This is a genomic window from Olsenella uli (assembly GCF_016899935.1).
In the GTDB taxonomy this organism is placed as follows: Bacteria; Actinomycetota; Coriobacteriia; order Coriobacteriales; family Atopobiaceae; genus Thermophilibacter; species Thermophilibacter uli_B.
Genome location: NZ_JACJJK010000002.1, coordinates 171,320 through 193,458 on the forward strand (window position 1 = coordinate 171,320; position 22,139 = coordinate 193,458).

Genomic DNA, 22,139 nt, shown 5'->3' on the forward strand with positions numbered 1-22,139 from the left:
CGCTCCAAACGGAATCACTGAACCGACTTTATCCGAATCGGCCTAAATCGGCATCGTCCTTTTCTCCTGATAGACACTCTGTACGAACTGGGATAATTGCCGGCATCACCCATGGACTCCTGAAACCATCTTGGCGAACAAGCAGAGCACGTCTCCCTGTCCCCAAGACGAACAGAACCCGTCTGATGTCTCCACTCCCAACGCCCTCGCCGAGGTTTGGGTTCACGTTTCGCCACCTTCCCAACTAGCCCCGTGGACCACACCCCCGCTGACCTGCTCAAACGTGATTCGTCTTTCGACTTGACCACGAAGCATGAACCCAAACCACGGGAAGGGGCATCCTCGCACGCCGCGCGTTATACTCGCCTCAGGCAACGAAGGGAGCCACATGGACCGCAAGCTGCGCGCGATCGTCTTTGACATGGGCAACGTGCTCATGACCTTTGACGGCCCGTACTTCGCCTCGCACTTCACGGACACGCCCGAGGACGCGGCGCTACTCAACGACGCCCTCTTCGGCTCCGTCACGTGGGCGCTTCTCGACTCCGGCACCGTTAGCCACGAGACGATGGCGCGCGTGGCGGCCGCGCACCTCCCCGAGCGCCTGCACCCCAACCTGCGCGAGTGCCTCGCGCGCTGGCCGGAGCTCTCAGAGCCCCTCGACGCGGTCAACGAGCTGGGCATCCGCCTCAAGCGGGAGGGCTACGGCATCTATGTGCTCTCCAACGCCAACACGCGCATCATGGAGCAGCTCGGACACGCGCCGATCACGCCCCTTCTCGACGGCTGCCTCGTCTCCGCGCAGGAGCGCCTCATGAAGCCGGACCCCGCGATCTTCCGCCTCCTCTGCGAGCGCTACGACCTCGCGCCCGAGGCGTGCCTCTTCGTGGACGACAACGCGGACAACTGCGAGGGCGCGCGCGTCGCCGGCATGCACGCGTACCACTTCACCGGTGACGTCGCGGAGCTGGAGGCCACGATCCGCGCGCTGGGCTAGGCCTGCGCGACCGCCGACGCCACGACCCACGCCACAAACAGGACGAGAATGACGACGAGCCCCACGGCCGTCTCGCGGCGCACGGTGAGGCGCGCGAGCGCGGGAATCTCCCGCCGCAGCGGGCGCCGGTCGAGCAGCAGGTAGCCCGCGACGAGAAACGTCGGGACCAGGAAGCCAAAGTACGAGAGCAGGAGATACCACGTGGGCCAGGCGGCGTTCTCCGGCGTGGGGTCAATGACGGCCATCACGCACCCGATGACGAGGACCGCCACGACGCCCACGACCACCACGTCCCACAGCGCGCCGAGCCAGCGCGGGACGCGGGCGAGAAGGGCGGGGCGCTCGGTGCGGGGCGCCTCGAACGCAGGCGGCTCGGGCGGCACGTTCTTCTCGCCTGCGTTCTTCTCGCCCGGGGCGGCAGACAGCGCGGCGAGCAGGGCTTCCTTGAATGCGCGGACAGACGGAAAGCGCCGCGCGGGATCGAGCTCGGTCGCGCGGACGATGACCGGGCGCAGGGTCTCCGGCACGCCGTCCGCCACAAAGCCGCGCGCACGGTCCTCGGGCGCGGGGTCGCGCCCCGTCAGGCAGAAGAAGAGCAGCATGCCGAGGGCGTAGACGTCGCTCGTGACGTCCGTCTGCCCAAAGCCGAACTGCTCCGGCGGCGCGTAGGCGCGCGTGCCGAAGTGGGTGGTGTCCCGCTCGGCCCCCGCGTGCCAGCTGCGCGCGATGCCCAGGTCGATGAGGGTGACGCCGCCGTCGGACACCATGACGTTGCCCGGCTTGAGGTCGCGGTGGATGACCGGCGGGTCGAGAAGCTCATGGAGCTCGCTCACCGCGTCGCAGAGGTCGGGGAAGACGCGGCGCACGAGGTCGAGTCGGTCGCTCGCATGTGCCACGGCGTCGGCCAGCGTCTCCCCGCCCACGTGCTCCATCACCACGACGAGGCGCTCGCCCTGGCGGTGGCACTCCACAATGCGCGGCAGGTGCGGGAGCCGCACGCCGCGCCGCTGGGCCGCGAACACGCTCTCGTACGCGCCGCCCAGCCCCGGGGCGAGGTACTTGCGCACGAAGGGGCCCAGCTCGGAGCCGTTCTCGCCCACAAAGTAGACGCGCTGCGTGGTCTCGAGCGGGCCCTGCTTGAGCGTCGCGTCCACGCGGTAGCAGCTGTCGCGGTCGAGCGCCGCGAGGTAGTTTGAGAGCTCATCTTCCATGCGCCCATCCTAGCAGAGGGCGGCGCGGAGACGGGGCGTACAAAGTGGCCGACTTGGCAGAGAGTCGCGCCGGCAGGTGCACAAAAGGGGCGACTTGGCAGGATGCGCGCTGCCAAGTCGCCCCTTTTTGACACCCGAGGCAGCCGCAGACGAAACGCTAGCAGATGGTCTTCTCGCCAAAGCGGTAGAGCTCCTCGTTAACCTTTTGGAGCGAGCAGCCCCGGTCCAGGCAGAAGATGATGATCGCGTCGCGCCGGTCCTTGCAGTAGAGCTCGCTCACGCCCGCTGCGGTGAGCGCCCGGTTGGTCTCGCGCAGCGTGAGCGCCATGGCAAAGGCGATCTGCAGCACCTTGTCGCGGCTCGGGTGCCGCGTGCCCTGAAAGATCTGGTAGCCAAAGGTATCGTTGAGGTTGGCCATGCGCACCACGCGCGAGCGCTCGAGGCCCTTCTCCTCCAGCAGCTGCTGCAGGTACTCGGAGAGGCTCAGGGCGCGCGGCTCGTGCTCCTCCAGATACTCGTCCAGGCTCGACGTGGAGAGGAGCTCGTCGAGCAGCTCCTCGGTCAGCGGTTCGCTCATGAAGCCCCCCCCCCGCGTTCTAGAAGCCGGTGACGTCGACGAGCTCGTAGGACGCCACCTCGTCGGGCGAGGCGGTCCCGACGGCCTCGAACTTCCACGTGCCCCCGGCCTTGAGGTTGTTGGTGTTGGCGAGCGCCGTGCCCACCTGCGCGCCGTCGGCGTCGTAGAGGTTGTACTCGACCTGGATGTAGCTCGCCTCGTTCTCCGTGTTGTTGGTCAGCGTACCATTGATGTAGACCGCGAACTGGTTCGAGGTGTCGAGCTGCTCGTCGGAAATGGTGTACGGCTCCGTCTCCTCGGCGGGCTGCTGCTCGCTCGTCTGGGCCTCCTCGCCCGCAGGCGCCTGGTCCGTCCCGCCCTTGCCGCCCATCGAGCCGATCGCTCCGATCACCACGATCGCAACCACCACGATGAGGACGATCTTCCCGATGCCCTTCTTGCCTTCCTTTGCCGCCATGTCCGTTCCTTTCCTCACGCCCCGCAGGGCACCTTGTGCCGACGTCCCCGACGATACGGATATTCATCTGGCGTTTCATTAGCTGGGAGCTAATGAAACGCGCGGGGCCGGGCCTCTCCGCGCGATACGCGCTATGCTGTGAGGGCAACCAACAGATAAGGACCCCCATGGCACACCGACTCACCGAGCAGGAGCACGACACGGTGCTCACGCTCGCCAAGATCATCGGCAAGAAGCTCCCCGCGCAGTTCCGCAGCGTGGCCGGCGGCATCGCGAGCGGCCTCGTCCGCCTGCGCAAGAGCCCGCTGCCCGCTGACGACGTGACGGCGGTCCTGGAGAAGTACGGTGCGGACCAGACGGCGCTCGAGGCGCTGGTCGACGCCGGCGTCCTCGAGCCCGCGGGCAACGGCTACGCGCTGCGCGTCCCCCAGGACCAGGACGCGCCGGCCGAGAAGGACGAGCGCTCGATCGCCCGCACCGAGCCGCCGCGCCCGCCCGCGCGCCGAGCCGCGCGCGGCCTCACCGGCCTGGACACCGTCCGCAAGCAGACGCCCGAGCTGAACGACGTGCGCCGCCAGATCATCGACCTCGACCCGCGCCTGTGGATCAACGGCTGGCTGCTCAGCACCCCTGACGCCTTCCTTCGCTACGAGCGCGAGCTGCGCGCCCTCGACGCCGCGCTCGCCGGCGGCGCCACCCTCGGCGACGGCACGCTCAGCCTGCGCGAGCTCTCCTACCAGCTCTTCGGCGACGAGAAGTTCCTCGCCGTGGAGTCCGACGGCCGCAAGCTGCTGCACCTCATGGGCATCACCGACGTGGTGAGCTGCCGCCCGCAGGTCAAACTCGAGCTGCTGCACCACATCCCCAAGCACCACCGCCACCTGCGCCTCGTTGTCTCCGAGAACCTCGACCCCTGGGTCAACATGCGAAACGCCCTCTTCGTGGACGGCCGCAAGAAGCTCCTCGGCGAGCGTGTGCACGGCGTCGTCTTTGGTAACGGCTACCTCGTGGACGACCCCCACAAGCTGCCCGATCTTATCGACACGCTGCACGCGGACGACGTGCGCGTGCTCTACTGGGGCGACGTCGACCGCGCCGGCCTCTCCATCCTGGCCAAGCTCGTCGACATGGCGGACGGGCGCTTCTCGGTTGAGCCGTTCGCGCCCGCCTACCGCAAGATGCTGCGTCGCGCCATGCGCCGCTTCCCCGACCCGCTTATGAACGAGGAGACCGACCAGGGCGGCGTGCGCGTGGTCGGCCTCGAGCTCATGGAGGGCGTGCTGGGCGCGGACGAGATGGCCTACCTGCGCGCCGTCGTCGAGGGAGCACGCCTCATCCCGCAGGAGATTCTCACCGCTCGCGACCTGTAGAAACGCCCACTCGCGCGTGGACGCGAATAATTGCCGACTTGGCAGAGTTTCTCGCCTGCAGATGTTCAAAGCACCAAACTTGGCAGACGATGCAGGGGCGAGAAGAACCGCGACCTGTGGTTCTTCTCGCCAGCCCGCACGAAAGAGCCGACTTGGCAGACGGATTCCTGCCAAGTCGGCTCTTTCGTGCAGGCATCACCCCACCTCGCCGCCAAGTCGGAACCCCTGTGCGCACCAAGACGCGACGTACGGCAAGAGGGGCGCCGAGCCGGTCGCGCTCGAAGCGCACAAGGTCCTCGATAGATTCGTGTCAGATTCACGATAGTTTTGTGTTAGGTCAATTACCAGCTTTTTTCTTGTTTTTACATTCTACTATTGATATTTTTGCTACCATGCACGCATGGACATTCTGCTCACACATGCCACGGCCCTGGAGACGCTGCGTAGCTCCCGACTGCGCTGGCGCCTCGAGCGGCGGGAGCGCTGCGACGCACGCGTCCCCGACCGCGCGCCCACCAACGAGGAGCTTCGCGCGCACCTTGCCGCCGTGCCGGAACTAACCCGCGCGGCACGACCCCTCGAGCTGCTCGTGACCAGGGGTGCACGCCGCTCGCGCACGGCACTGATGCGCACCCATCCCTCTCCCGCCGAGCTCCCCTCCGGGTCGGCCTTCGAGGTCGCGCCCGGCATCCGATGCGTCTCTCCGGAGCACCTGCCCGTGACCATGGCCCCCGAGCTCACCGATCTTGAGCTGACGTTCCTGCTCTCCGAGCTCCTTGGCCTCTACGCCATCGCACCAGGACTCGAGGACGGGATGTTCCAGCGCCAGACGCCGCTCACCACTCCCGAGCTGGTGCTCTCCCATCTCGACGCGCTCGGCTCGGAGCGCGGGACGGCGCGGGTTCGGCGTGCGCTCGCGTGCGCGTGCGTCCGGTCGGGCTCCCCGCGCGAGACGAAGCTCTCCCTGCGGCTCGGGCTCGCGAGGACGCGGGGCGGCTATGGCTTTGACGTGCTGTCCATGAACGACCCGATCGCCGTGCACCACGTGCACGATGCGATGAGACACGGGATCCGCAAGCCCGACATCCTCCTGCGAGCTCCCAAGGGAGCGGGCCGCGGAGCCGTGCGTGGCGTCGCGGTCGAGTACGACGGGAAGGACCACGACAGCGCCGAGGCCCACGCACGCGACGCCGAGCGGCACACCGAGCTCATCGCGCTCGGGCTGGACGAGCACATCGTCACGGCCAAGCAGTACGGCGACCTCGACTACCTGGACGGACTCGCAGAAATCATCCGAAAGGCGCTGGGCATGCCGGCCCCACGCCTCACACCCGAACGCGCGGCGAAGCAGCGCCGGCTCCGCCAGGAGCTGTACGAGGAGCTCGAGCTCATCGACGGCATCCACTGGAGCGGACGCGCGCGGGCGCGGGCGAGAAGGGCGTGCGGAACAGGGCAGGCACCCAACCGGGACGCCGCCGACGATGCCGGCTGGGACGTCGTGCCTGTGGACGCGTACGGCGTCTAGTGGACGGTTCTTCTCGCCAGCTTACACGAAAGAGCCAACTTGGCAGAGAAATGCCGGTCCGAGCGCACAAAGCACCCGACTTGGCAGAGAATGGCCTGCCAAGTCGGGTGCTTTGTGCACCATGCTGAGAAGAACCGCTGGTCGCGTCCGCCAATGCCGCCGCGTTGTCTGCCAAGTCGCCCCAAACGTGCAGTGTAGGCCGCAAATCTCTGCCAAGTCGCCAGCTTTGTGCAGCCACTCGCCGACGCACGCTTCCCTCTCGCGCCGATATGCTACTTATTTAGTTACAATTCGGGCATCGACCCAAGCCGAGAGGAGCCCCATGAACGTCGTCATCGTCGGAGCCAACCACGCCGGCATCGCCGCCGCCAACACCCTGCTGGACAACTACCCGGACGCGCGCGTCACCATGATCGACCGCAACACCAACCTGAGCTACCTCGGGTGCGGCACCGCGCTGTGGGTCGGCCGCCAGATCGACTCCTACGAGAAGCTCTTCTACACCAACAAGGAGGCCTTCGAGGCCAAGGGCGCCACGATCCACATGGAGACGAGCGTCACCTCCGTGGACTTTGGCGCGCACGTGGTGCGCTGCGCGGGCGCGGACGGCAGCTCGCTCGAGGTGCCCTACGACAAGCTGATCCTGGCCACGGGCTCGCTGCCCATCGCGCCGCAGATCCCCGGCCACGACCTTGCGGGCATCAGCTTCCTCAAGCTCTTCCAGGAGGGCCAGGAGGTGGACCGCCAGGTCTCCGACCCCAAGGTGGACACCGTGGCCGTGGTGGGCGCGGGCTACATCGGCGTGGAGATCGCCGAGGCCGCCCGGCGCCGCGGCAAGCGCGTGCGCCTCTTCGACATCGCGCCGCACTCCCTGGCCAGCTACTACGACCCCGAGTTCACCGAGCTCATGGACGCGCGCCTGGCCGAGGGCGGGATCGAGTGCCACTTTGGCGAGGCGGTGACCTCCTACGTGGGCGACGACGCCGGCCACGTGCGCTCCGTCACCACCGAGAAGGACAGCTACCCCGCCGACCTCGTGATCAACGCCATCGGCTTTGTCCCCAACGTAGAGCTGGGCCGCGAGCACCTGGAGCTCGGCGCGAAGGGTGCCTACCGCGTGGACGCCCACCAGCGGACCAGCGACCCGGACGTCTACGCCGTCGGCGACTGCGCGACGATCTACTCCAACGCGCTGCGCGAGGAGACCTACATCGCGCTGGCCACCAACGCGGTGCGCTCCGGCATCGTGGCCGGCCACAACGTGGGCGGCACCCCGCTCGAGGCCATCGGCGTGCAGGGCTCCAACGCCATCTCCGTCTTTGGGCTCAACCTCTGCTCCACCGGCCTCTCCGTGGCGGCGGCCGGGCGCGCCGGGATGGACGTGGCGTTCTCCGACTTCACCGACCTGCAGCGCCCGGGCTTCATGCGCGAGAACGCCGAGGTCAAGATTCGCATCGTCTACGAGAAGGGCAGCCGGCGCGTGGTGGGCGCCCAGCTCGCCAGCGAGTACGACGTCTCCATGGCGATCCACATGTTCTCGCTCGCCGTCGAGGAGGGCGTGACGATCGACAAGCTCAAGCTGCTGGACATCTTCTTCCTGCCGCACTTCAACCAGCCGTACAACTACATCACCATGTGCGCGCTCGGCGCGGAGTAGGGGCCGGCTGCGCGGGCGAGAAGAACTGTGGAGAACCCTCCACAATCGAGAAAGCCCTTGCAGCCGAGAGGATCGATGCGTATAGTTATTCCTTGCACACACGAGGTGCACCACAGTGCGGGGTGGAGCAGTCTGGTAGCTCGTCGGGCTCATAACCCGAAGGTCGTAGGTTCAAATCCTGCCCCCGCGACCATGAACTTGCAACCCGGAGGTCTCATGGCCTCCGGGTTTTTCGTGTGCGCACCCCTTCGCCGAGTGTACGAATTGGCGCGCCAAGTCGGCCCGGACGCGTTCTTCTCGCCGGCGTTTTCCCAGTTGGGCGGTTCCGAGCGGGCACGTACATCAAATAATTCGTACACTCGGCCAAAGCCGGCGACGGGCAGGCGCCCTACCCCAGCCTCACGATCTTGGTACCGTGGACCTCGTGCACGCCGAGGGCATCGGCCACGGACTCGGCGTTCTCGAAGGTGATGCCGCCGCCGGGCAGGATGGTCAGGCGCCCGTCCGCGTGCGCGATCAGGCGGCGCAGGCGGTCGAGGTTGTCCGCGATCGGGGTGCCGGCCGCGCCGCCGTGCGTGAGGATGCGCTCCACGCCCAGCCCCGCGAGAAAGTCAATCGCCTCGCGCTGACGCTCCTCGGTAAGCTCGTCGAAGGCCATGTGGAAGGTCACCATGACCGGCGGCACCTCGACGCCCTCCCCGTCGGTCACGGGCCCGTGCGCCGCCTCGACCAGGCGCGCCGTCATCTCGCGGTCCACTACCGGCTCGCCCGTCCGGGCGTCTGCGGTCAGGCAGCCAAAGACGACGCCGTCGACGCCCAGGCTGCGCGCCATCGCGACGTCGTCGAGCATCATCTGCTCCTCGTCGGCGGTGTAGACGAAGTCGCCGCCGCGCGGGCGCGCCATCGCCATGACGGCGGTCCCGGTCCGGCGCGCGATGCCCACGGCGGCGCGAATCACGCCGTAGCTCGGGCTCGTGCCACCCGCGGCCAGGTTGTCGCAGAGCTCGATCCTTCCCGCCCCCGCGACGATGGCCGCCGGCACCCGCTCGACGTTCTCCGCGCAGAACTCCCTCAGCAGCGTCATGAGTCTCCCATCGCCCCGGAATCGTTGCCCTCATGATAGCGGCAGTCGCCGTGCCTGAGAACGCCCACACGGCCGCCCGTCCGAGAATCGGGGACCTTGTCCCGGGGTCTTCCGAGAAACCGGGACCTTGGCGCACGCCGATCCGGGAATCGCAGGGCTTGGCGCACGTTGATCCGAGAATCCGGGACCTTGACGAGAAGAACTCCGGGAATCGGCAGGTTTGCGCAGGCAGAGGTCCTTCTCGCCGGGACAAAAGCGGCGATTATCGGAGCGCACCGGGACAAGGGCGGCAAATCCTAGACGACCCCGGGACAAGGTCGCCAAATCCCGGAGCCGGACCCCGCACCCGCACCCGGGCCCCAAGCGCCCCGCAGCCCCTACAGCGTCTCCAGCAGCTCGCGCATCGCGGCCTGCACGGCGTGCTCCGCGTTGGACCCGATCACGCGCTGGGCCACCTGCTTCACGGCGTAGCGAGCGTTCTCCATGACGCACGGGTGGCCCACGTAGCGCAGCATCGCGTAGTCGTTCATCGAGTCGCCGAAGGCCATGACCTCGTCGCGCTCGATCCCCCAGTAGCGCATGACCTGCTCGAGGCCCGTCGCCTTGCTCACGTGGCGCGGCGTCACGTCGATCCAGCGCGAGCCGCTCGGCAGGAACGTGAACCACTCGGAGAGCTCGCGCTCCAGCACGTAGGCCATGTCCATGATCTGCTCGGGCCGGTCGCAGCAGATGGCGGCCTTGATGATGCTCACGTCCGGCGACGGCGGGTCAAAGACGCAGATCGCGTCGGGCAGGTCCTTGTCGAGCTCACGGAGATAGCTGCTCTGGTCGTTGAGCAGGTAGGCGTGATGCGCGTCGTAGAGTGCGAGGTGAAGGCAGTCAAAGAGCTGGCACGTCTCAAAGAGCCGCATCACCGAGAGCGTGGAGAAGACCTCGCGGTCCAGCAGGCGCCCGTCGGCGTAGACCTGCGTTCCGAGCGAGGCCACGTAGTCCATCTCGTCCGCCACCGGGCCAAAGAACCAGCGCAGCGTGTCGTAGCGCCGGCCCGAGCTGGCCACGAAGCGCACGCCCTTCTCGGCCAGGCGGTGAATCAGCTCAAAGGTCTCCTCGGGAACCCGGGAGTCCTCGTCGAGCAGGGTGCCGTCCATGTCGGATGCGATGAGCTTGATCATGAGGCCTCCTCGGTCAGAAACGCGGGCACCTCGCCCGCCCGTGTCGCACGAACGATCTCAAGGAGCGCGTCGGCGACCCCCTCGTCGGCGCTCGCCCCCACGCGGTAGCGGGCCGTGCGCAGCACCTCGTCGGTGGCGTTGGCCACGGCGACGGAGCGCGGGACCCGGCGCATGATCTCCAGGTCGTTCTCGGCGTCGCCAAAGAAGACCACCTCGTCGACGTCGATGCCCAGCGCGTCGAGAAGGACCTCGAGGCCGTCGGCCTTGGAGACCCCTGGCGGCAGGATGTCGAACCACGACGGGATGGGCGAGACGATCCGCACGTCGGGCGCCGCCTCCGCGACGATGCGCCGGCAGCGGTCCATGCGCTCCGGACCACCGGAGCAGGCGATCGTTGCCGCGATGAAGTCCTCATTGGGGACCTCGTCCACCGCCGTGCCCGTGAACTTGGTGATCGGCTCCCAGACGGCGAGCTCCTCGCGCGAGACCCCCACGCCGTAGGCGGGGTTGGTGAGGTCGGTGGCCTCCGGGTAGCACACGAGGAACATGCCCGGCTCGGGGCGCAGCGCCCGGTCGATGCGCACGAGCGCGTCATGGTCGAGAAGGACGGTGCGCACGGGGCGCCCGTTCGCGCGGACGCGCTTGCCGTTGGAGAAGACGCCCGTCATGAGGCCCGCCTCGTCGCCCTGGAAGAAGCGCTCGATCTCCACGCAGTCACGGCCCGTCGCCGGCCCGAAGAGCACGCCGGCGTCGAGAAGCGCGTGGACGGCCCCCAGGGTGCGCGCCGAGACGTGCGGGCTGCCAAAGGGGACGAGCGTGTTGTCCATGTCGGAGAGGACGAGCCTGATCACGGGACCCCCTAGCTCGCCTGCGGCAGCAGGTCAAAGCGGTCGATGCTCATGATGATCTGCTCCACGTCCACGATGCCGAGCAGGGTCACCGCGCGCCGGCCGTCGACCCACACGACCAGGTTGCGAAAGCCCGTGCCCGAGCGCACCCCCGCCCACTCGAGGCGGTCGATCCGGTCGTAGCGCACCCACACCTTGGGGCCCACGAGCGGCGTGACCACCATGCAGTCGCCGAAGGTCGAGACGCGGTAGCGGCAGACGCAGCACCACATGACGAAGCACGTGACGAGAAACGCGTCGAAGAAGCTCAGCACCGTGACCGCCCCGGTCAGGAAGACGTCGCGCTCGCAGAGCCAGGCGAGGAGCAGCCCGAGCGCCGCCATGAACGTCATGGTCAGCGCGAGGGAGCGCGTGAACTCGGCGGAGACGACATAGGTGTCATGGTGGCTGTGGTGGCGCTCCGCGATGCGCACGTTGCCCACGTGCCCCGCGACGAGGGCGACGAGCGGCACGAGCACGTCGACGGCCACGGCGACAAACGGGACCGCCACGGGCCTACGCCTCCCCCGGCGCGGCGGCGAACTTGGCCACCAGGCGCTCGAGCAGGTCCACGGTGAGCTCGAGGCTGCGCACGGGGACGAACTCGCGCACGGAGTGGGCGTTGTAGCCGCCGGTGGCGATGTTGGGGCAGGGCAGGCCGCGGAACGTGAGCTGGGCGCCGTCGGTGCCGCCGCGCGCGGGCACGGCCACCGGCTCGATGCCGACCTCGCGGTTGGCCTCCAGCGCGTAGTCGATCAGACGCCGGTCCTCTGGGCCGAACTTCTCGGCCATGTTGCGGTACTGCTCGCGGAAGGAGACCTCGACGGTGCCCTCGCCGTAGCGGTCGTTGAGGAAGACCGCGATCCGGCGGAAGGTCTCCTTGCGCGCGTCAAAGTCCGCGGCGTCAAAGTCGCGCAGGATGTAGGAGAGCGTGACGTCGGAGGCGGTGCCCTCGATGTCGGTGGGGTGGTAGAAGCCCTCGCGGCCCTCCGTGTGCTCGGGACGCTCGGCGGCCGGGACCAGCTGCTGGAACTCGGAGGCCACCGTGATCGCGTTGACCATGACGTCCTTGGCGCTGCCCGGGTGGACCATCACGCCACGCACGCGCACCGTGGCCTCGCAGGCGGAGAAGCACTCGTAGTTGAACTCGCCGAGGGCCTCGCCGTCCACGGTGTAGCCCCAGCGCGCGCCGAGCGCCTCGAGGTCGAGCAGCGCGGCGCCGTGGCCGATCTCCTCGTCCGGGACAAAGGCGACCTTGATGGCAGGGTGCGGGAGCGCGGGGTCCGCCGCCAGACGGGCGAGAAGGGCGCAGATCTCGGCGACGCCGGCCTTGTCGTCGGCGGAGAGGAGCGTGGTGCCGTCGGAGCAGACGATGTCCTGACCGACGAAGCTATCGAGGTCGGGCACCTGGTCCGGCGTGGTCTGGACCGGCTCGCCTTCCACGACGCCGGCGACGAGCGGGCCGCCCTCGTAGCGGACCACGTGCGGGCGCACGCCAGCGGCCGGGGCGTCGGGCGAGGAGTCGATGTGGGCGCAGAGCAGGAGCGCCGGGCACGCCTCGGCGCCGGCGGAGGCGGCGAGCGTTCCCGTGACGTAGGCGTGCTCGTCCACGGTCACGTCCGTGCAGCCGATCTCGCGCAGCTCGTCGCCCAGGTAGCGGGCCATCTCGTGCTGGCGCGGCGTGGACGGGGTCTCGTCCATGTTGTCGGGGTCGGACTGCGAGTCGATCTGCACGTAGCGCATGAAGCGCTCAAGGACGTCGGACATGGTGCCTCCTTAGACGTTTTTCTCGCCTGCTAGTCTAGCGCAGGGAGCCGCGCCGAGTGTCAGCCGGAGGTCACGGAACGTCCGGAGAAAGCCGCGCGCCGCGCCTCCCGCGCATCCTACAATGAACGCGGACGCGTGAGGAGGCACCATGTCAGAGGGCTACAGCGAGCGCAGGCGCACGAAGCAGCCGCACCGTCGGGGGACGCCCCTGACCGAGCGGCGCGAAACCCCGCAGAAGCGACACGCAGAGCCGAAGGCACGCGAGACCCCGAGAGGCCACGCCAGGCCCAAGCAACGCACCAAGACGCGGGCCCTGCCGCTCGTCGGCGTCGGGGCGGCGGTCGCGCTCGTCGCTGTGCTCGCGCTCGCCCTGCACGGCGCCCTCTCCGCGCCGGCACCCGCAACCGAGCCCGAGCCCGCTGGCCCCGCGACCGTGCACTTCGTCGCCGTGGGCGACAACCTCCCCGAGATCGACATCGCCGCCTACGCGGACGCGCAGGCCGGCGAGGTCGGCGACGGCGACTACGACTACCGCCCCGTCTACGCCCCGGTGCGCGACCTCGTGAGCTCGGCGGACCTCGCCTACGTGAACGAGGAGACGCATCTCGGCGGTGACGACATCGGGCCCAAGGGCTACCCCTCGTTCAACACCACCGACCAGATGGCCGACGCGATCGTGGACACGGGCTTTGACCTCGTGGCGTCCGCGACGAACCACTCCTACGACTGGGGCGCATTTGGCGCGAACGAGCACTCGCGCGCGGTCTGGAACGCCCAGCCCGTCGCCTTCACCGGCACGGCCACGAGCGCGGAGGAGGCCGAGAAGATCGTCACGGTCGAGAGGAACGGCATCACGTTCGCCCTGCTCGACTACACCTACGGGCTCAACGGCTACGATCGCGACGACGTGCCCGACTACGCCGTGAACTTCATCGACAAGGACCGCATCGCCGACGACGTCGCCCGCGCTAGGGAGCAGGCGGACGTCGTGCTCGTGGCCATGCACTGGGGCACCGAGAACCTCATGGAGGCGGACGACTACCAGACCGAGTACGCCCAGTACCTGGCCGACCTCGGGGTCGACGTGGTCCTCGGCTCGCACCCGCACGTCATCGGGCCCATGACCTGGCTTACGGGCGAGGGCGGCAACCGGACCCTCGTGGCCTACTCGCTCGGCAACTTTGTGGTCAACCACGACGCGCCCAGCCCGCAGAACCAGCTCGAGGGAATGCTGAGCTGCGACTTCGTCCGCGGCGAGGATGGTGACGTGAGCGTTGAGAACGTGGTCTGGACCCCGCTCGTGATGCACACCGACGGCAGCGCCTTCGCCGTCTATCCCCTCGCGGACTACGCGCCCGAGCTTGCCGCCGCCAACCCGGTGCTCGCGGGACTCGACGACCCCCTCGCCTGGCTGCGCGACACGAGCTCCCAGGTGGTCAACTCGCTCGGGGACGACTTCGAGATAGACGCCTGACGCCCCCCGCCGCCTAACCGATCGATTGCTGACGGTTATGCGCAGTGCTGACGGTTATGCGCATCACCAACGGTTATGCGCGGCGGCACCGAAAGCAAATCGCCAGGTAGATAGCCTGGCGAGAAGAACGCTCTTCTCGCAGGGTGCGCACAACCTTCGGCGCTGCGCACAACCTTCGCCGAAGGGGGGGGCGGAGGGAAGCCGTCTCCCCTCCGCCCCGGGTCACCCTAGTCCACGCCGGCGTGGGCGCGGATCTCGGCCAGACGGGCGCGCTGCTCCGCGGAGAGCGGGATCCCGTAGTCCTCGCCGACCGTGGGGTCGTCGGGGTTCTCCAGCTTGAAGCCGCCGCGGTTCTGGCGGAAGTTCTCCTTGGCCACGGAGATCATGAGCTTGATGCGGTTGAGCTGGTTCACCTCGGAGGCGCCGGGGTCGTAGTCCACGGCCACGATGTTGCTCTCGGGGTGCATCTGGCGCAGCCGCTTGATCACGGACTTGCCGACCACGTGGTTGGGCAGACACGCGAACGGCGAGCAGCACACGATGTTGGGCGTGCCGGTCTCGATGAGGTCGCACATCTCGGCCGTGAGCAGCCACCCCTCGCCCATCGTGTTGCAGAGGGACAGCACCTGCTCGGCCTTGGCCGACAGCTCGAAGATGTCCGGGTAGGGCGAGAAGCGCGTGGTCTTCTCGAGCATCTTGTTGATCGGCGCGCGGAAGCCCTCGATGAACTTGATGCCCGCCATGTGGCTGAGGCGGCTCGTCGCCTTGGTGCCCAGCTCGGCGTTGGTGTTGATCGCGTTGGTCATGCCAAAGAGGAAGAAGTCCACGAGACCCGGCACGTTGGCCTCGCAGCCCTCCTGCTCGATGACCTTGACCACCTGGTTGTTGGCCGTGGGGTGGAACTTGACCAGAATCTCGCCCACCACGCCCACGCGCGGCTTGGAGCGGTCGTTCACGAGCGGCAGCGCCTCGAAGGCGTCGACCGTGCGCTGGCAGAGGTCGTAGAAGCGCTTGCGCCCACCGGCCACGATCGCGCCCTTGGCCTCGGCCATCATGCGGTCGTAGAGCGCGTTGGCCGCGCCGGGCTCGGCCTCGTAGGGGCGCACGCGGTAGAGCAGCTGCATGATGAGGTCGCCGTAGAGCAGCGCGTAGACGGCCTTGATGAGCAGCGCCGGGTCCTTGAAGACGTTGAAGCCGGGGTTCTTCTCGTCCAGGCCGGACGCGGCGGTGAGGCTGATCACCGGGATCTCCGGGTGGCCGGAGTCCTTGAGGGCCTTGCGGATGAGCGCGATGTAGTTGGTGGCGCGGCAGCCGCCGCCAGTCTGGGTGATGATCACCGCCAGACGCGAGAGGTCGTACTTGCCGGAGAGCACCGCCTCCATGATCTGGCCCGTGACCAGGATCGAGGGGTAGCAGATGTCGTTGTTGACGTACTTGAGGCCGGCCTCCACGGCGCCCTGGTCAACGGAGGGGAGCAGCACCACGTTGTAGCCGGAGCTCTTGAAGAGCTCCTCGATGAGCTCAAAGTGAATCGGCGCCATCTGCGGCACGAGGATCGTGTAGCCCGCCTTCTGCATGTCCTCGGTGTAGCGAACCTTCTCGAAGGCGGCGCTGGCGGCCTCGCGGTAGACCGGCACGCGGCCGGGCTGGGTGGCGCGGGCGCGCTCGAGCGAGCCGTCGGCCTGGTGGACGCCCACGGGCTCGACCTCGCGGATCTCGCCCCGGCTGGCCTCGCGGCGCAGCTCCTCGCGCTGCTCGGTGAGGGCGGCCATCAGCGAGCGGATGCGGATGCGCGCCGCGCCCAGGTTGGACACCTGGTCGATCTTGAGGACGGTGTAAATCTTGCCCGAGGCCTCCAGGATCTCCTGGACCTGGTCGGTGGTCAGGGCGTCAAGGCCGCAGCCGAACGAGAAGAGCTGGATGAGGTCGAGGTCGTTCCGGGAGGCCACGAAGCGCGCCGCGCGGTAGAGGCGGCTGTGGAACATCCACTGGTCGATGACGCGGATGGGGCGCTCGGGCTTCATCTTGTGCGCGACGGAGTCCTCGGTGAGCACGGCAAAGCCGAAGGAGTGCACCAGCTCCGGGATCGCGTGGTTGATCTCGGGGTCGTTGTGGTAGGGACGGCCAGCGAGCACGATGCCGTGGGCGTCGTGCTCCTCAATCCAGCGCAGCGCCTCGTCGCCGGCGCGGTGCATCGCGTCCTTGAACTCGAGGTCGGCCTCCCAGGCGGCGTTCACGGCCGCGTCGATCTCGGCGCGCGTGATGTGCTCGCCGCGCACCCGGCCGCGCCCGGCGGCCGCGTCCTTCTCGCGCTGCCCGGAGATCAGCTCGTAGAGGCGACGCTTGAGCTCCTTCTTCTTGTCGTACGGGATGAACGGCGAGAGGAACTCGATCTTGGAGCCCTGGCCGAGCTCGTCCACGTTCAGGCCCAGCGCCTGCGGGTAGCTCATGACGATCGGGCAGTTGTAGTGGTTGGTCGCGCCCTCGTCCTCCTGGCGCTCCCAGCGGATGCAGGGCATCCAGATGAAGTCCGGGTCCTTCTCGATGAGGTTCATGATGTGGCCGTGGGAGAGCTTGGCCGGGTAGCACACGCTCTCGGACGGCATGGACTCGATGCCCGCGTCATAGGTCTTGGCCGAGGTCTGGTCCGAGAGCACCACCGAGAAGCCCAGCTTGGTGAAGAACGCGTGCCAGAACGGGTAGTTCTCGTAGAGGTTGAGCGCGCGGGGGATGCCGACCGTGCCGCGCGGGGCCTCCTCGGGGTCCAGCACCGGGCGGTCGAAGAGTAGCTTGTTCTTGAACTCAAAGAGGTTGGGCGCCTCGTTCTTCTTGGCCTTGGAGCCGCCGGCGCCCTTCTCGCAGCGGTTGCCCGTGATGAAGCGACGACCGCCGCCAAAGTCGTTGATCGTGAGCAGGCAGTTGTTGGAACAGCGCCCGCAGTGGACGTTGGTGTGCTTGACCTTGAGGTTGTCGATGTCCTCGCGGGAGAGGATCTGCGAGGTGCCCGCCGCGCCGGCGCGGTCGCGGGCGAGAAGGGCCGCGCCGTAGGCGCCCATGCAGCCGGCGATGTCCGGGCGGATGACGTCGCGCCCGGTGAGCTTCTCGAAGGCCCGCAGGGTGGCGTCGGACATGAAGGTGCCGCCCTGGACCACGCACCACTGGCCGATCTCGTCGAAATCGCGCAGCTTGATGACCTTGAAGAGCGCGTTCTTGATCACGGAGTAGGACAGTCCCGCCGCCACGTCGCCGATGGTCGCGCCCTCCTTCTGCGCCTGCTTGACGCGGGAGTTCATGAAGACCGTGCAGCGGCTGCCCAGGTCAACGGGGCTCGTGGCGGTGACGGCCGCCTGCGCGAACTCCTGGACAGTCATGTTCATGGACACGGCGAAGCTCTCGATGAACGAGCCGCAGCCCGAGGAGCACGCCTCGTTGAGCATGATGTGCTCGATGACGCCGTCCTTGACCTGCAGGCACTTCATGTCCTGGCCGCCGATGTCCAGGATGAACTGGACGTCCGGGACAAAGGCCTTGGCGCCGCGCAGGTGCGCCACGGTCTCGATCTCGCCGGAGTCGGCGCGCAGGGCCTCGATCAGGATCTGCTCGCCGTAGCCGGTGGTGGTCACGTGGCCGATCGTGCAGCCCTCGGGCAGACGGTCGTAGATGTCGTCCATGATGCGGCGCGCGGTGCCCAGCACGTCGCCGTTGTTGTTGCCGTACCAGGTGTAGAGCAGCTCGCCGCCCTCGCCCACCACGGCACACTTCATCGTGGTGGAGCCAGCGTCGATGCCGATGAACACGCGGCCCGTATAGCTCGCCAGGTCGCCCTTGGGGACCACCTGCTGGTCGTGGCGCTCCTTGAACTCCTGATAGTCCTTCTCGGAGTCGAAGAGCGGCTCGAGGCGCGCGACCTCGGAGCCCTGGGTGTCCTTCAGGTTCTCCAGGGCGGAGATGACCTCGTCGAAGGTCACGTACTTCTCGGACTCGCCGGCAAGGGCCGCGCCCGTGGCCACGAAGAGGTGGGCGTTCTCGGGCACGATGATGTGCTCGTCGTCCAGGTCGAGCGTGATGTAGAAGCGCTTGCGGAGCTCGGAGAGGTACTGGAGCGGGCCGCCGAGAAACGCCACGTGGCCCCGGATGGGGTGGCCGCACGCAAGGCCGGAGACCGTCTGGTTGGCCACGGCCTGGAAGATGGAGGCCGCGATGTCGGCCGGCTTGGCTCCCTCGTTCAGCAGCGGCTGGACGTCGGACTTGGCAAAGACGCCGCAGCGCGAGGCGATCGGGTGGATCTGCGTGGCGTCCTTGGCGAGCTCGTTCAGGCCCGCCGCGTCCGTGTGGAGCAGGCTCGCCATCTGGTCGATGAAGGCGCCCGTGCCGCCGGCGCAGGTGCCGTTCATGCGCTGCTCGATGCCGTTGTCAAAGTAGATGATCTTGGCGTCCTCGCCGCCCAGCTCGATCGCGCAGTCCGTCTGCGGGATGAGCGTCTCCACGGCGCGCTTGGAGGCGATGACCTCCTGGACGAACTCCAGGCCCAGCCAGTTGGCGAGCAGCATGCCGCCCGAGCCGGTGATGGAGACGCGCATGGGGGCGCCTCCGATCACCTTGCGCGCGCGGGCGAAGAGCTCCTTGGCCGTGGCGCGGATGTCGGTGTGGTGGCGCTCGTAGTTGGCGTAGACGAGGTTGTCGTTGTCGTCGATGACGGCGAGCTTGACGGTGGTGGAGCCCACGTCGATGCCCAGGCGCAGGTGCGCGTGGGAGAAGTCCGTGGGGCGCGCCGGGGAGAGCTCGGCGCCGTCCGCCTTGAGCTCGAGCGGCTTGCGCGCGCTCTTCTCGGCCTGGATGGATGCGGCGGTCTTATCGGTCATCAGTTGTCCTCCTCGGAGCACATCGCGGCAAGGGCGAAGCTGGGCAGGTCAAGGTCAATGGGGTTGTCGTAGAGGTCGCCGGGGCGCACGAACATGAGCGCCGTCATGAGGCGCGCCATCACGGGCACGCTCTCCCGCATCCCGCCGTCGAGCCAGCGCAGCAGCACGCCGACCTCGGCGGAGATGGCAAAGGTGAGGTAGTAGTCAAAGAGGGGGCCGAGGGCGCGCAGGTCGAGCCCCTCGAGCGCGCGCAGGCCGATGACCTCGTGGACAAGCTTCTTGATGCGGCCGGCGAAGGCCGGGTCGCCGCCCTCCCCCAGCAGCGGGCGCAGGTAGTCGCCGCGCTCGCGCACGCAGGCGAGAAGCTCGGCGGCGCCGGGGGCGGGGCGGCCGCGGTCGAGCGCGGCGCGCAGGTCGTCCAGGTGGCACGACGCCAGGCGCGCGAGCGGGGCGCGCAGCTCGGAGAGGGTGTCCTCCTCGATCTGGTTCACGAGGTCGGGGATGTCGCGGAAGTGGGAGTAGAAGGTGCGGCGCGTGACGCCGGCACGCTCGGTCACCGCGGTCACGGTGACGCGGGAGAGGTCGCCCGTCGCGTCGATCTCGCGGGCGAGGGCGTCCCGGAGGGCCTGCCGGGTACGGACGCTGCGCCTATCGGTGCTGAGCACGCATTCCTGCATGGATGCCTTCCGACGTTTTTTCACAGCGTGCGTAGTATTGCACAACCTGTGCAGAAACTGGCGACGGCACAGCAACTACACATTGCCGAGAAGAACCTCCCCTCGCGGCCCCGCCGTGAGAGAATGGCTGGGTTGGGAGGCCTCATGAAGAAGCGAATCGCCATCGGTCTGACCGTTGTCGTGGTGCTGGCGGCGCTCGTCGCGGTCGGCGCCGTGCTGCTCCCCCGCCTCGCCGCCGCGCCCGAGGCCGCCGCGCCCGAGGCCGCCGCGCCGGAGACGCAGGAGGAGGACGCCGCCGAGGAGGAGCCGGTCGTGCAGGACCAGCCGGCCAAGCCCGTGACCATGGCCGAGGCGCCCGTGCACACCACCACCGACGAGACCGGCCTCACCGTTACCGCGCCGGACGCGTTTCTTGACCGCGCGGAGCTCGCCGACGTCCGCGAGCAGATCGCGGCCCTGGAGGACCGGGGCTGCACCGTCTGCGTGGCCCTCGTCGACCTCGAGTCGCGCCGCGGCCTCTGGTACAACGCCGACACGCTCATGTACCCCGCGAGCAGCATCAAGGCCTCGTACTGCACCTGGATCTACGAGACCAACGGGGGCGCGGGCTCCCTCTCCGGGACGGTCGCCAACTGCCTGATCAACTCGGACAACGACGCCTACCACACCCTGCTCGACGCCTACGGGCTCTCGGCGTACGCCTCCTGGCTCACCGCCAACGGCGCCCCCGAGGCGGCCAAGAAGGGCGGCGTGTACTACTACCCCGACACGACCGCCAACGAGCTGGCGGCCATCTGGGAGGAGATCTACCGCTACGGCACCTCCGGCGAGGCGGGCGCGGACGAGCTCGCGGGCTACCTCGCGCAGACCAACCATTCGCCCATCGGCGCGCAGCTGCGCGGCACCTGCGAGGTGTGGAGCAAGCCGGGCTGGTACCCGGCGGACGGCAGCGGGCTCGAGTCCTCCAACGACGCCGGCGTGGTCTTCTCGGACACGGGGGACTACGTCATGGTGATCATGACCGACCTCAGCTCCGACCTCGACGCGCTCACGCCCCTCGTGGACGCGCTCGACGCGGCGCACGCGGCGATGTGCGGGGACGAGGTCGCCTACTACGAGGACTGAGGCGCCGGGCGGCGCGCGGCAGGCCGGGGCCCGGACGGACCGGACGGCGCACCGGGGCTAGAGGCGCGCGACGCTCTGGCGTTCCACGAACGTCGTGGAGAGGTGCACCACGCTCGTGTAGCTGCGTGGCTCGCGCATCCGGTCGACGAGCGTGCGCACCGCGAGCTCGCCCATCTCGCGGTTGGGGACGCGCATCGTGGAGAGCGGCGGGGTCGAGATGCTCGCGAAGGAGAGGTCGTCGAAGCCGAACATCGAGACGTCGTCCGGGACGCGGACGCCCCACTCCGTCATGGCGCGCATGCAGCCGAGCGCCATGATGTCGTTCTCGACGAAGAAGGCGGTGGGCAGCGCGGGGTTGGTCGAGAGCCAGGAGCGCATCGACTCGTAGGCGGTGTGGACCGTCGTCCCCACCTCCACGCGAAAGTCCGGGTTGGCGGTGAGGTTGGCCTCGCGCATGGCGCGCCGGTAGCCGCGCTCGCGCAGCGGGAAGTTCTTGATGCGGTACGACCCCGCGATGTAGCCGATCTCGCGGTGGCCCATGTCGATGAGGTGGCTCACCGCGCGGAAGGCGGAGTTCTCGTTGGAGGTGACGATGCTGTCCAGGAAGAGATGGTCGCTCCAGCCGTCCACGACCACGAGCGGGACCTCGGACCCCCGGAAGAGGTCGTAGTCCTCCTCGGCCATCTCGGTGCCCAGCAGGACCACCGCGCTGGCGGACTCGTGCGTGAGCTCGCTGGCCTGGAGCGCGGCGGTCTGCCTGTCGGAGAGCTCGACGGTCGTGAAGATCGTGCTCATGTCCTGGGCGCTCGCCGCGCGCTCGACGCCCTCGATCACGCCGGTGTGAAACGTTCCCTCGTCCAGGATCAGGCCGGTCTTGCGCGCCAGGACAAAGTTGACGTGCGTGACGCGGCTCGGGCGGTCGTAGCCGAGCTCGTGGGCGGCGCGCATGATGAGGGCGGCCGTGTCCTTGTTCACGCCGCGTTTATGGTTGAGTGCGTTCGAGACCGTGGCGGGCGAGAAGCCCGTCTTCCTGCTGATCTCACGAACCCCCACGTTTCTCATCGGTCCCCCCGCCCCTCTTGTTTTCTAAACACAACCCATTTAACACCACAAAACGTTTTGTGCCACCGACAAGAACCTGTTTTCGTCAGCCGGTTCCGCCAACGGCCGCCCGCACCCGAATTCCCCACCCGTGTCGCGCAGCCCTTCCGAGAACCGCCGCCCTTGTCGCCAGCCCTTCCAAGAAAACGCGCCCCCTGTCCCGACCCACTCTACGAATCGCCGCCCTTGTCGCGAG

At 68.2% G+C, this 22,139-nt stretch carries 17 protein-coding genes and 1 tRNA gene; 7 read left to right on the top strand and 11 right to left on the bottom strand.

What is annotated here, in order from left to right:
• Positions 1–388 precede the first annotated feature (388 nt).
• Entirely contained in the window at positions 389–997 is a 609-nt protein-coding gene (locus H6A07_RS02565) for an HAD family hydrolase (RefSeq protein WP_204813113.1), read from the top strand.
• Here H6A07_RS02565 and H6A07_RS02570 read toward each other — a convergent pair.
• From H6A07_RS02570 to H6A07_RS02580, 3 genes are all read right to left on the bottom strand, one after another.
• Positions 994–2,208 carry a serine/threonine protein kinase gene (locus tag H6A07_RS02570; protein WP_204813115.1) on the bottom strand — a complete coding sequence of 405 codons (1,215 nt, stop codon included), beginning with the start codon at positions 2,206–2,208 and terminating at the stop codon, positions 994–996. The genes H6A07_RS02565 and H6A07_RS02570 overlap by 4 nt on opposite strands.
• A 157-nt stretch (positions 2,209–2,365) precedes the next feature.
• Entirely contained in the window at positions 2,366–2,785 is a 420-nt protein-coding gene (locus H6A07_RS02575; protein WP_204813117.1) for an XRE family transcriptional regulator, read from the bottom strand.
• A 19-nt stretch (positions 2,786–2,804) separates the two neighbouring features.
• Positions 2,805–3,242 carry an FxLYD domain-containing protein gene (locus H6A07_RS02580; RefSeq protein ID WP_204813119.1) on the bottom strand — a complete coding sequence of 146 codons (438 nt, stop codon included), beginning with the start codon at positions 3,240–3,242 and terminating at the stop codon, positions 2,805–2,807.
• Positions 3,243–3,409: 167 nt separating this feature from the next.
• Here H6A07_RS02580 and H6A07_RS02585 point away from each other — a divergent pair, with 167 nt between their 5' ends.
• The 4 genes from H6A07_RS02585 (at position 3,410) to H6A07_RS02600 (ending at position 7,987) form a co-directional block, all read left to right on the top strand.
• On the top strand, positions 3,410–4,612 hold the full coding sequence (locus H6A07_RS02585; protein ID WP_204813121.1) for a Wadjet anti-phage system protein JetD domain-containing protein: 1,203 nt from the start codon (positions 3,410–3,412) through the stop codon (positions 4,610–4,612).
• A gap of 400 nt (positions 4,613–5,012) precedes the next feature.
• Complete coding sequence (locus H6A07_RS02590; RefSeq protein WP_204813123.1) at positions 5,013–6,137, top strand: hypothetical protein; 1,125 nt, start codon at positions 5,013–5,015, stop codon at positions 6,135–6,137.
• Between the two features lie 322 nt (positions 6,138–6,459).
• Positions 6,460–7,794 (top strand): H2O-forming NADH oxidase, encoded by a 1,335-nt coding sequence (gene nox, locus H6A07_RS02595; RefSeq protein ID WP_204813125.1) that lies wholly within the window; start codon positions 6,460–6,462, stop codon positions 7,792–7,794.
• A gap of 116 nt (positions 7,795–7,910) precedes the next feature.
• Positions 7,911–7,987, top strand: a tRNA-Met gene (locus H6A07_RS02600).
• Between the two features lie 195 nt (positions 7,988–8,182).
• Here H6A07_RS02600 and H6A07_RS02605 read toward each other — a convergent pair.
• From H6A07_RS02605 to pepT, 5 genes are all read right to left on the bottom strand, one after another.
• Positions 8,183–8,878: a copper homeostasis protein CutC gene (locus H6A07_RS02605; RefSeq protein ID WP_342636541.1), complete on the bottom strand. Its 696-nt coding sequence runs from the start codon at positions 8,876–8,878 to the stop codon at positions 8,183–8,185.
• Between the two features lie 377 nt (positions 8,879–9,255).
• On the bottom strand, positions 9,256–10,050 hold the full coding sequence (locus H6A07_RS02610; RefSeq protein WP_204813127.1) for an HAD family hydrolase: 795 nt from the start codon (positions 10,048–10,050) through the stop codon (positions 9,256–9,258).
• Complete coding sequence (locus H6A07_RS02615; protein WP_204813129.1) at positions 10,047–10,901, bottom strand: HAD hydrolase family protein; 855 nt, start codon at positions 10,899–10,901, stop codon at positions 10,047–10,049. The genes H6A07_RS02610 and H6A07_RS02615 overlap by 4 nt, the downstream gene beginning before the upstream one ends.
• 8 nt (positions 10,902–10,909) lie before the next feature.
• Complete coding sequence (locus H6A07_RS02620) at positions 10,910–11,449, bottom strand: hypothetical protein (RefSeq protein ID WP_204813131.1); 540 nt, start codon at positions 11,447–11,449, stop codon at positions 10,910–10,912.
• A gap of 4 nt (positions 11,450–11,453) precedes the next feature.
• Positions 11,454–12,704, bottom strand: coding sequence for a peptidase T (gene pepT / locus H6A07_RS02625; RefSeq protein WP_204813133.1), 1,251 nt, complete (start codon positions 12,702–12,704; stop codon positions 11,454–11,456).
• Positions 12,705–12,852: 148 nt separating this feature from the next.
• Here pepT and H6A07_RS02630 point away from each other — a divergent pair, with 148 nt between their 5' ends.
• Positions 12,853–14,178, top strand: a complete 1,326-nt coding sequence (locus tag H6A07_RS02630) for a CapA family protein (protein WP_204813135.1) — start codon at positions 12,853–12,855, stop codon at positions 14,176–14,178.
• Positions 14,179–14,405: 227 nt separating this feature from the next.
• On the opposite strand, the gene H6A07_RS02635 is transcribed toward H6A07_RS02630, so the two are convergent.
• Positions 14,406–19,040, bottom strand: a complete 4,635-nt coding sequence (locus tag H6A07_RS02635; protein WP_204813137.1) for a 2-hydroxyacyl-CoA dehydratase — start codon at positions 19,038–19,040, stop codon at positions 14,406–14,408.
• Positions 19,040–19,705, bottom strand: coding sequence for a TetR/AcrR family transcriptional regulator (locus H6A07_RS02640; protein WP_342636542.1), 666 nt, complete (start codon positions 19,703–19,705; stop codon positions 19,040–19,042). Before H6A07_RS02640 ends, H6A07_RS02635 begins: the two co-directional genes overlap by 1 nt.
• 156 nt (positions 19,706–19,861) lie before the next feature.
• Between H6A07_RS02640 and H6A07_RS02645 the strand changes: the two genes are divergently transcribed.
• On the top strand, positions 19,862–20,842 hold the full coding sequence (locus H6A07_RS02645; RefSeq protein ID WP_204813141.1) for a serine hydrolase: 981 nt from the start codon (positions 19,862–19,864) through the stop codon (positions 20,840–20,842).
• Between the two features lie 57 nt (positions 20,843–20,899).
• Here the strand turns inward: H6A07_RS02645 and H6A07_RS02650 are convergent, their stop codons facing one another.
• The gene (locus tag H6A07_RS02650; protein ID WP_204813152.1) at positions 20,900–21,904 is read right to left on the bottom strand and encodes a substrate-binding domain-containing protein; all 1,005 of its coding nucleotides are present in this window, start codon (positions 21,902–21,904) and stop codon (positions 20,900–20,902) included.
• Positions 21,905–22,139 lie beyond the last annotated feature (235 nt).

What these genes read in the sequence shown, in the direction of transcription:
- H6A07_RS02565 (WP_204813113.1), top strand. Translation starts at nt 389, where the DNA reads ATGGACCGCAAGCTGCGCGCGATCGTCTTTGACATGGGCAACGTGCTC.
- H6A07_RS02570 (WP_204813115.1), bottom strand. Translation starts at nt 2,208, where the DNA reads ATGGAAGATGAGCTCTCAAACTACCTCGCGGCGCTCGACCGCGACAGC.
- H6A07_RS02575 (WP_204813117.1), bottom strand. Translation starts at nt 2,785, where the DNA reads ATGAGCGAACCGCTGACCGAGGAGCTGCTCGACGAGCTCCTCTCCACG.
- H6A07_RS02580 (WP_204813119.1), bottom strand. Translation starts at nt 3,242, where the DNA reads ATGGCGGCAAAGGAAGGCAAGAAGGGCATCGGGAAGATCGTCCTCATC.
- H6A07_RS02585 (WP_204813121.1), top strand. Translation starts at nt 3,410, where the DNA reads ATGGCACACCGACTCACCGAGCAGGAGCACGACACGGTGCTCACGCTC.
- H6A07_RS02590 (WP_204813123.1), top strand. Translation starts at nt 5,013, where the DNA reads ATGGACATTCTGCTCACACATGCCACGGCCCTGGAGACGCTGCGTAGC.
- nox (WP_204813125.1), top strand. Translation starts at nt 6,460, where the DNA reads ATGAACGTCGTCATCGTCGGAGCCAACCACGCCGGCATCGCCGCCGCC.
- H6A07_RS02605 (WP_342636541.1), bottom strand. Translation starts at nt 8,878, where the DNA reads ATGACGCTGCTGAGGGAGTTCTGCGCGGAGAACGTCGAGCGGGTGCCG.
- H6A07_RS02610 (WP_204813127.1), bottom strand. Translation starts at nt 10,050, where the DNA reads ATGATCAAGCTCATCGCATCCGACATGGACGGCACCCTGCTCGACGAG.
- pepT (WP_204813133.1), bottom strand. Translation starts at nt 12,704, where the DNA reads ATGTCCGACGTCCTTGAGCGCTTCATGCGCTACGTGCAGATCGACTCG.
- H6A07_RS02630 (WP_204813135.1), top strand. Translation starts at nt 12,853, where the DNA reads ATGTCAGAGGGCTACAGCGAGCGCAGGCGCACGAAGCAGCCGCACCGT.
- H6A07_RS02635 (WP_204813137.1), bottom strand. Translation starts at nt 19,040, where the DNA reads ATGACCGATAAGACCGCCGCATCCATCCAGGCCGAGAAGAGCGCGCGC.
- H6A07_RS02645 (WP_204813141.1), top strand. Translation starts at nt 19,862, where the DNA reads ATGAAGAAGCGAATCGCCATCGGTCTGACCGTTGTCGTGGTGCTGGCG.
- H6A07_RS02650 (WP_204813152.1), bottom strand. Translation starts at nt 21,904, where the DNA reads ATGAGAAACGTGGGGGTTCGTGAGATCAGCAGGAAGACGGGCTTCTCG.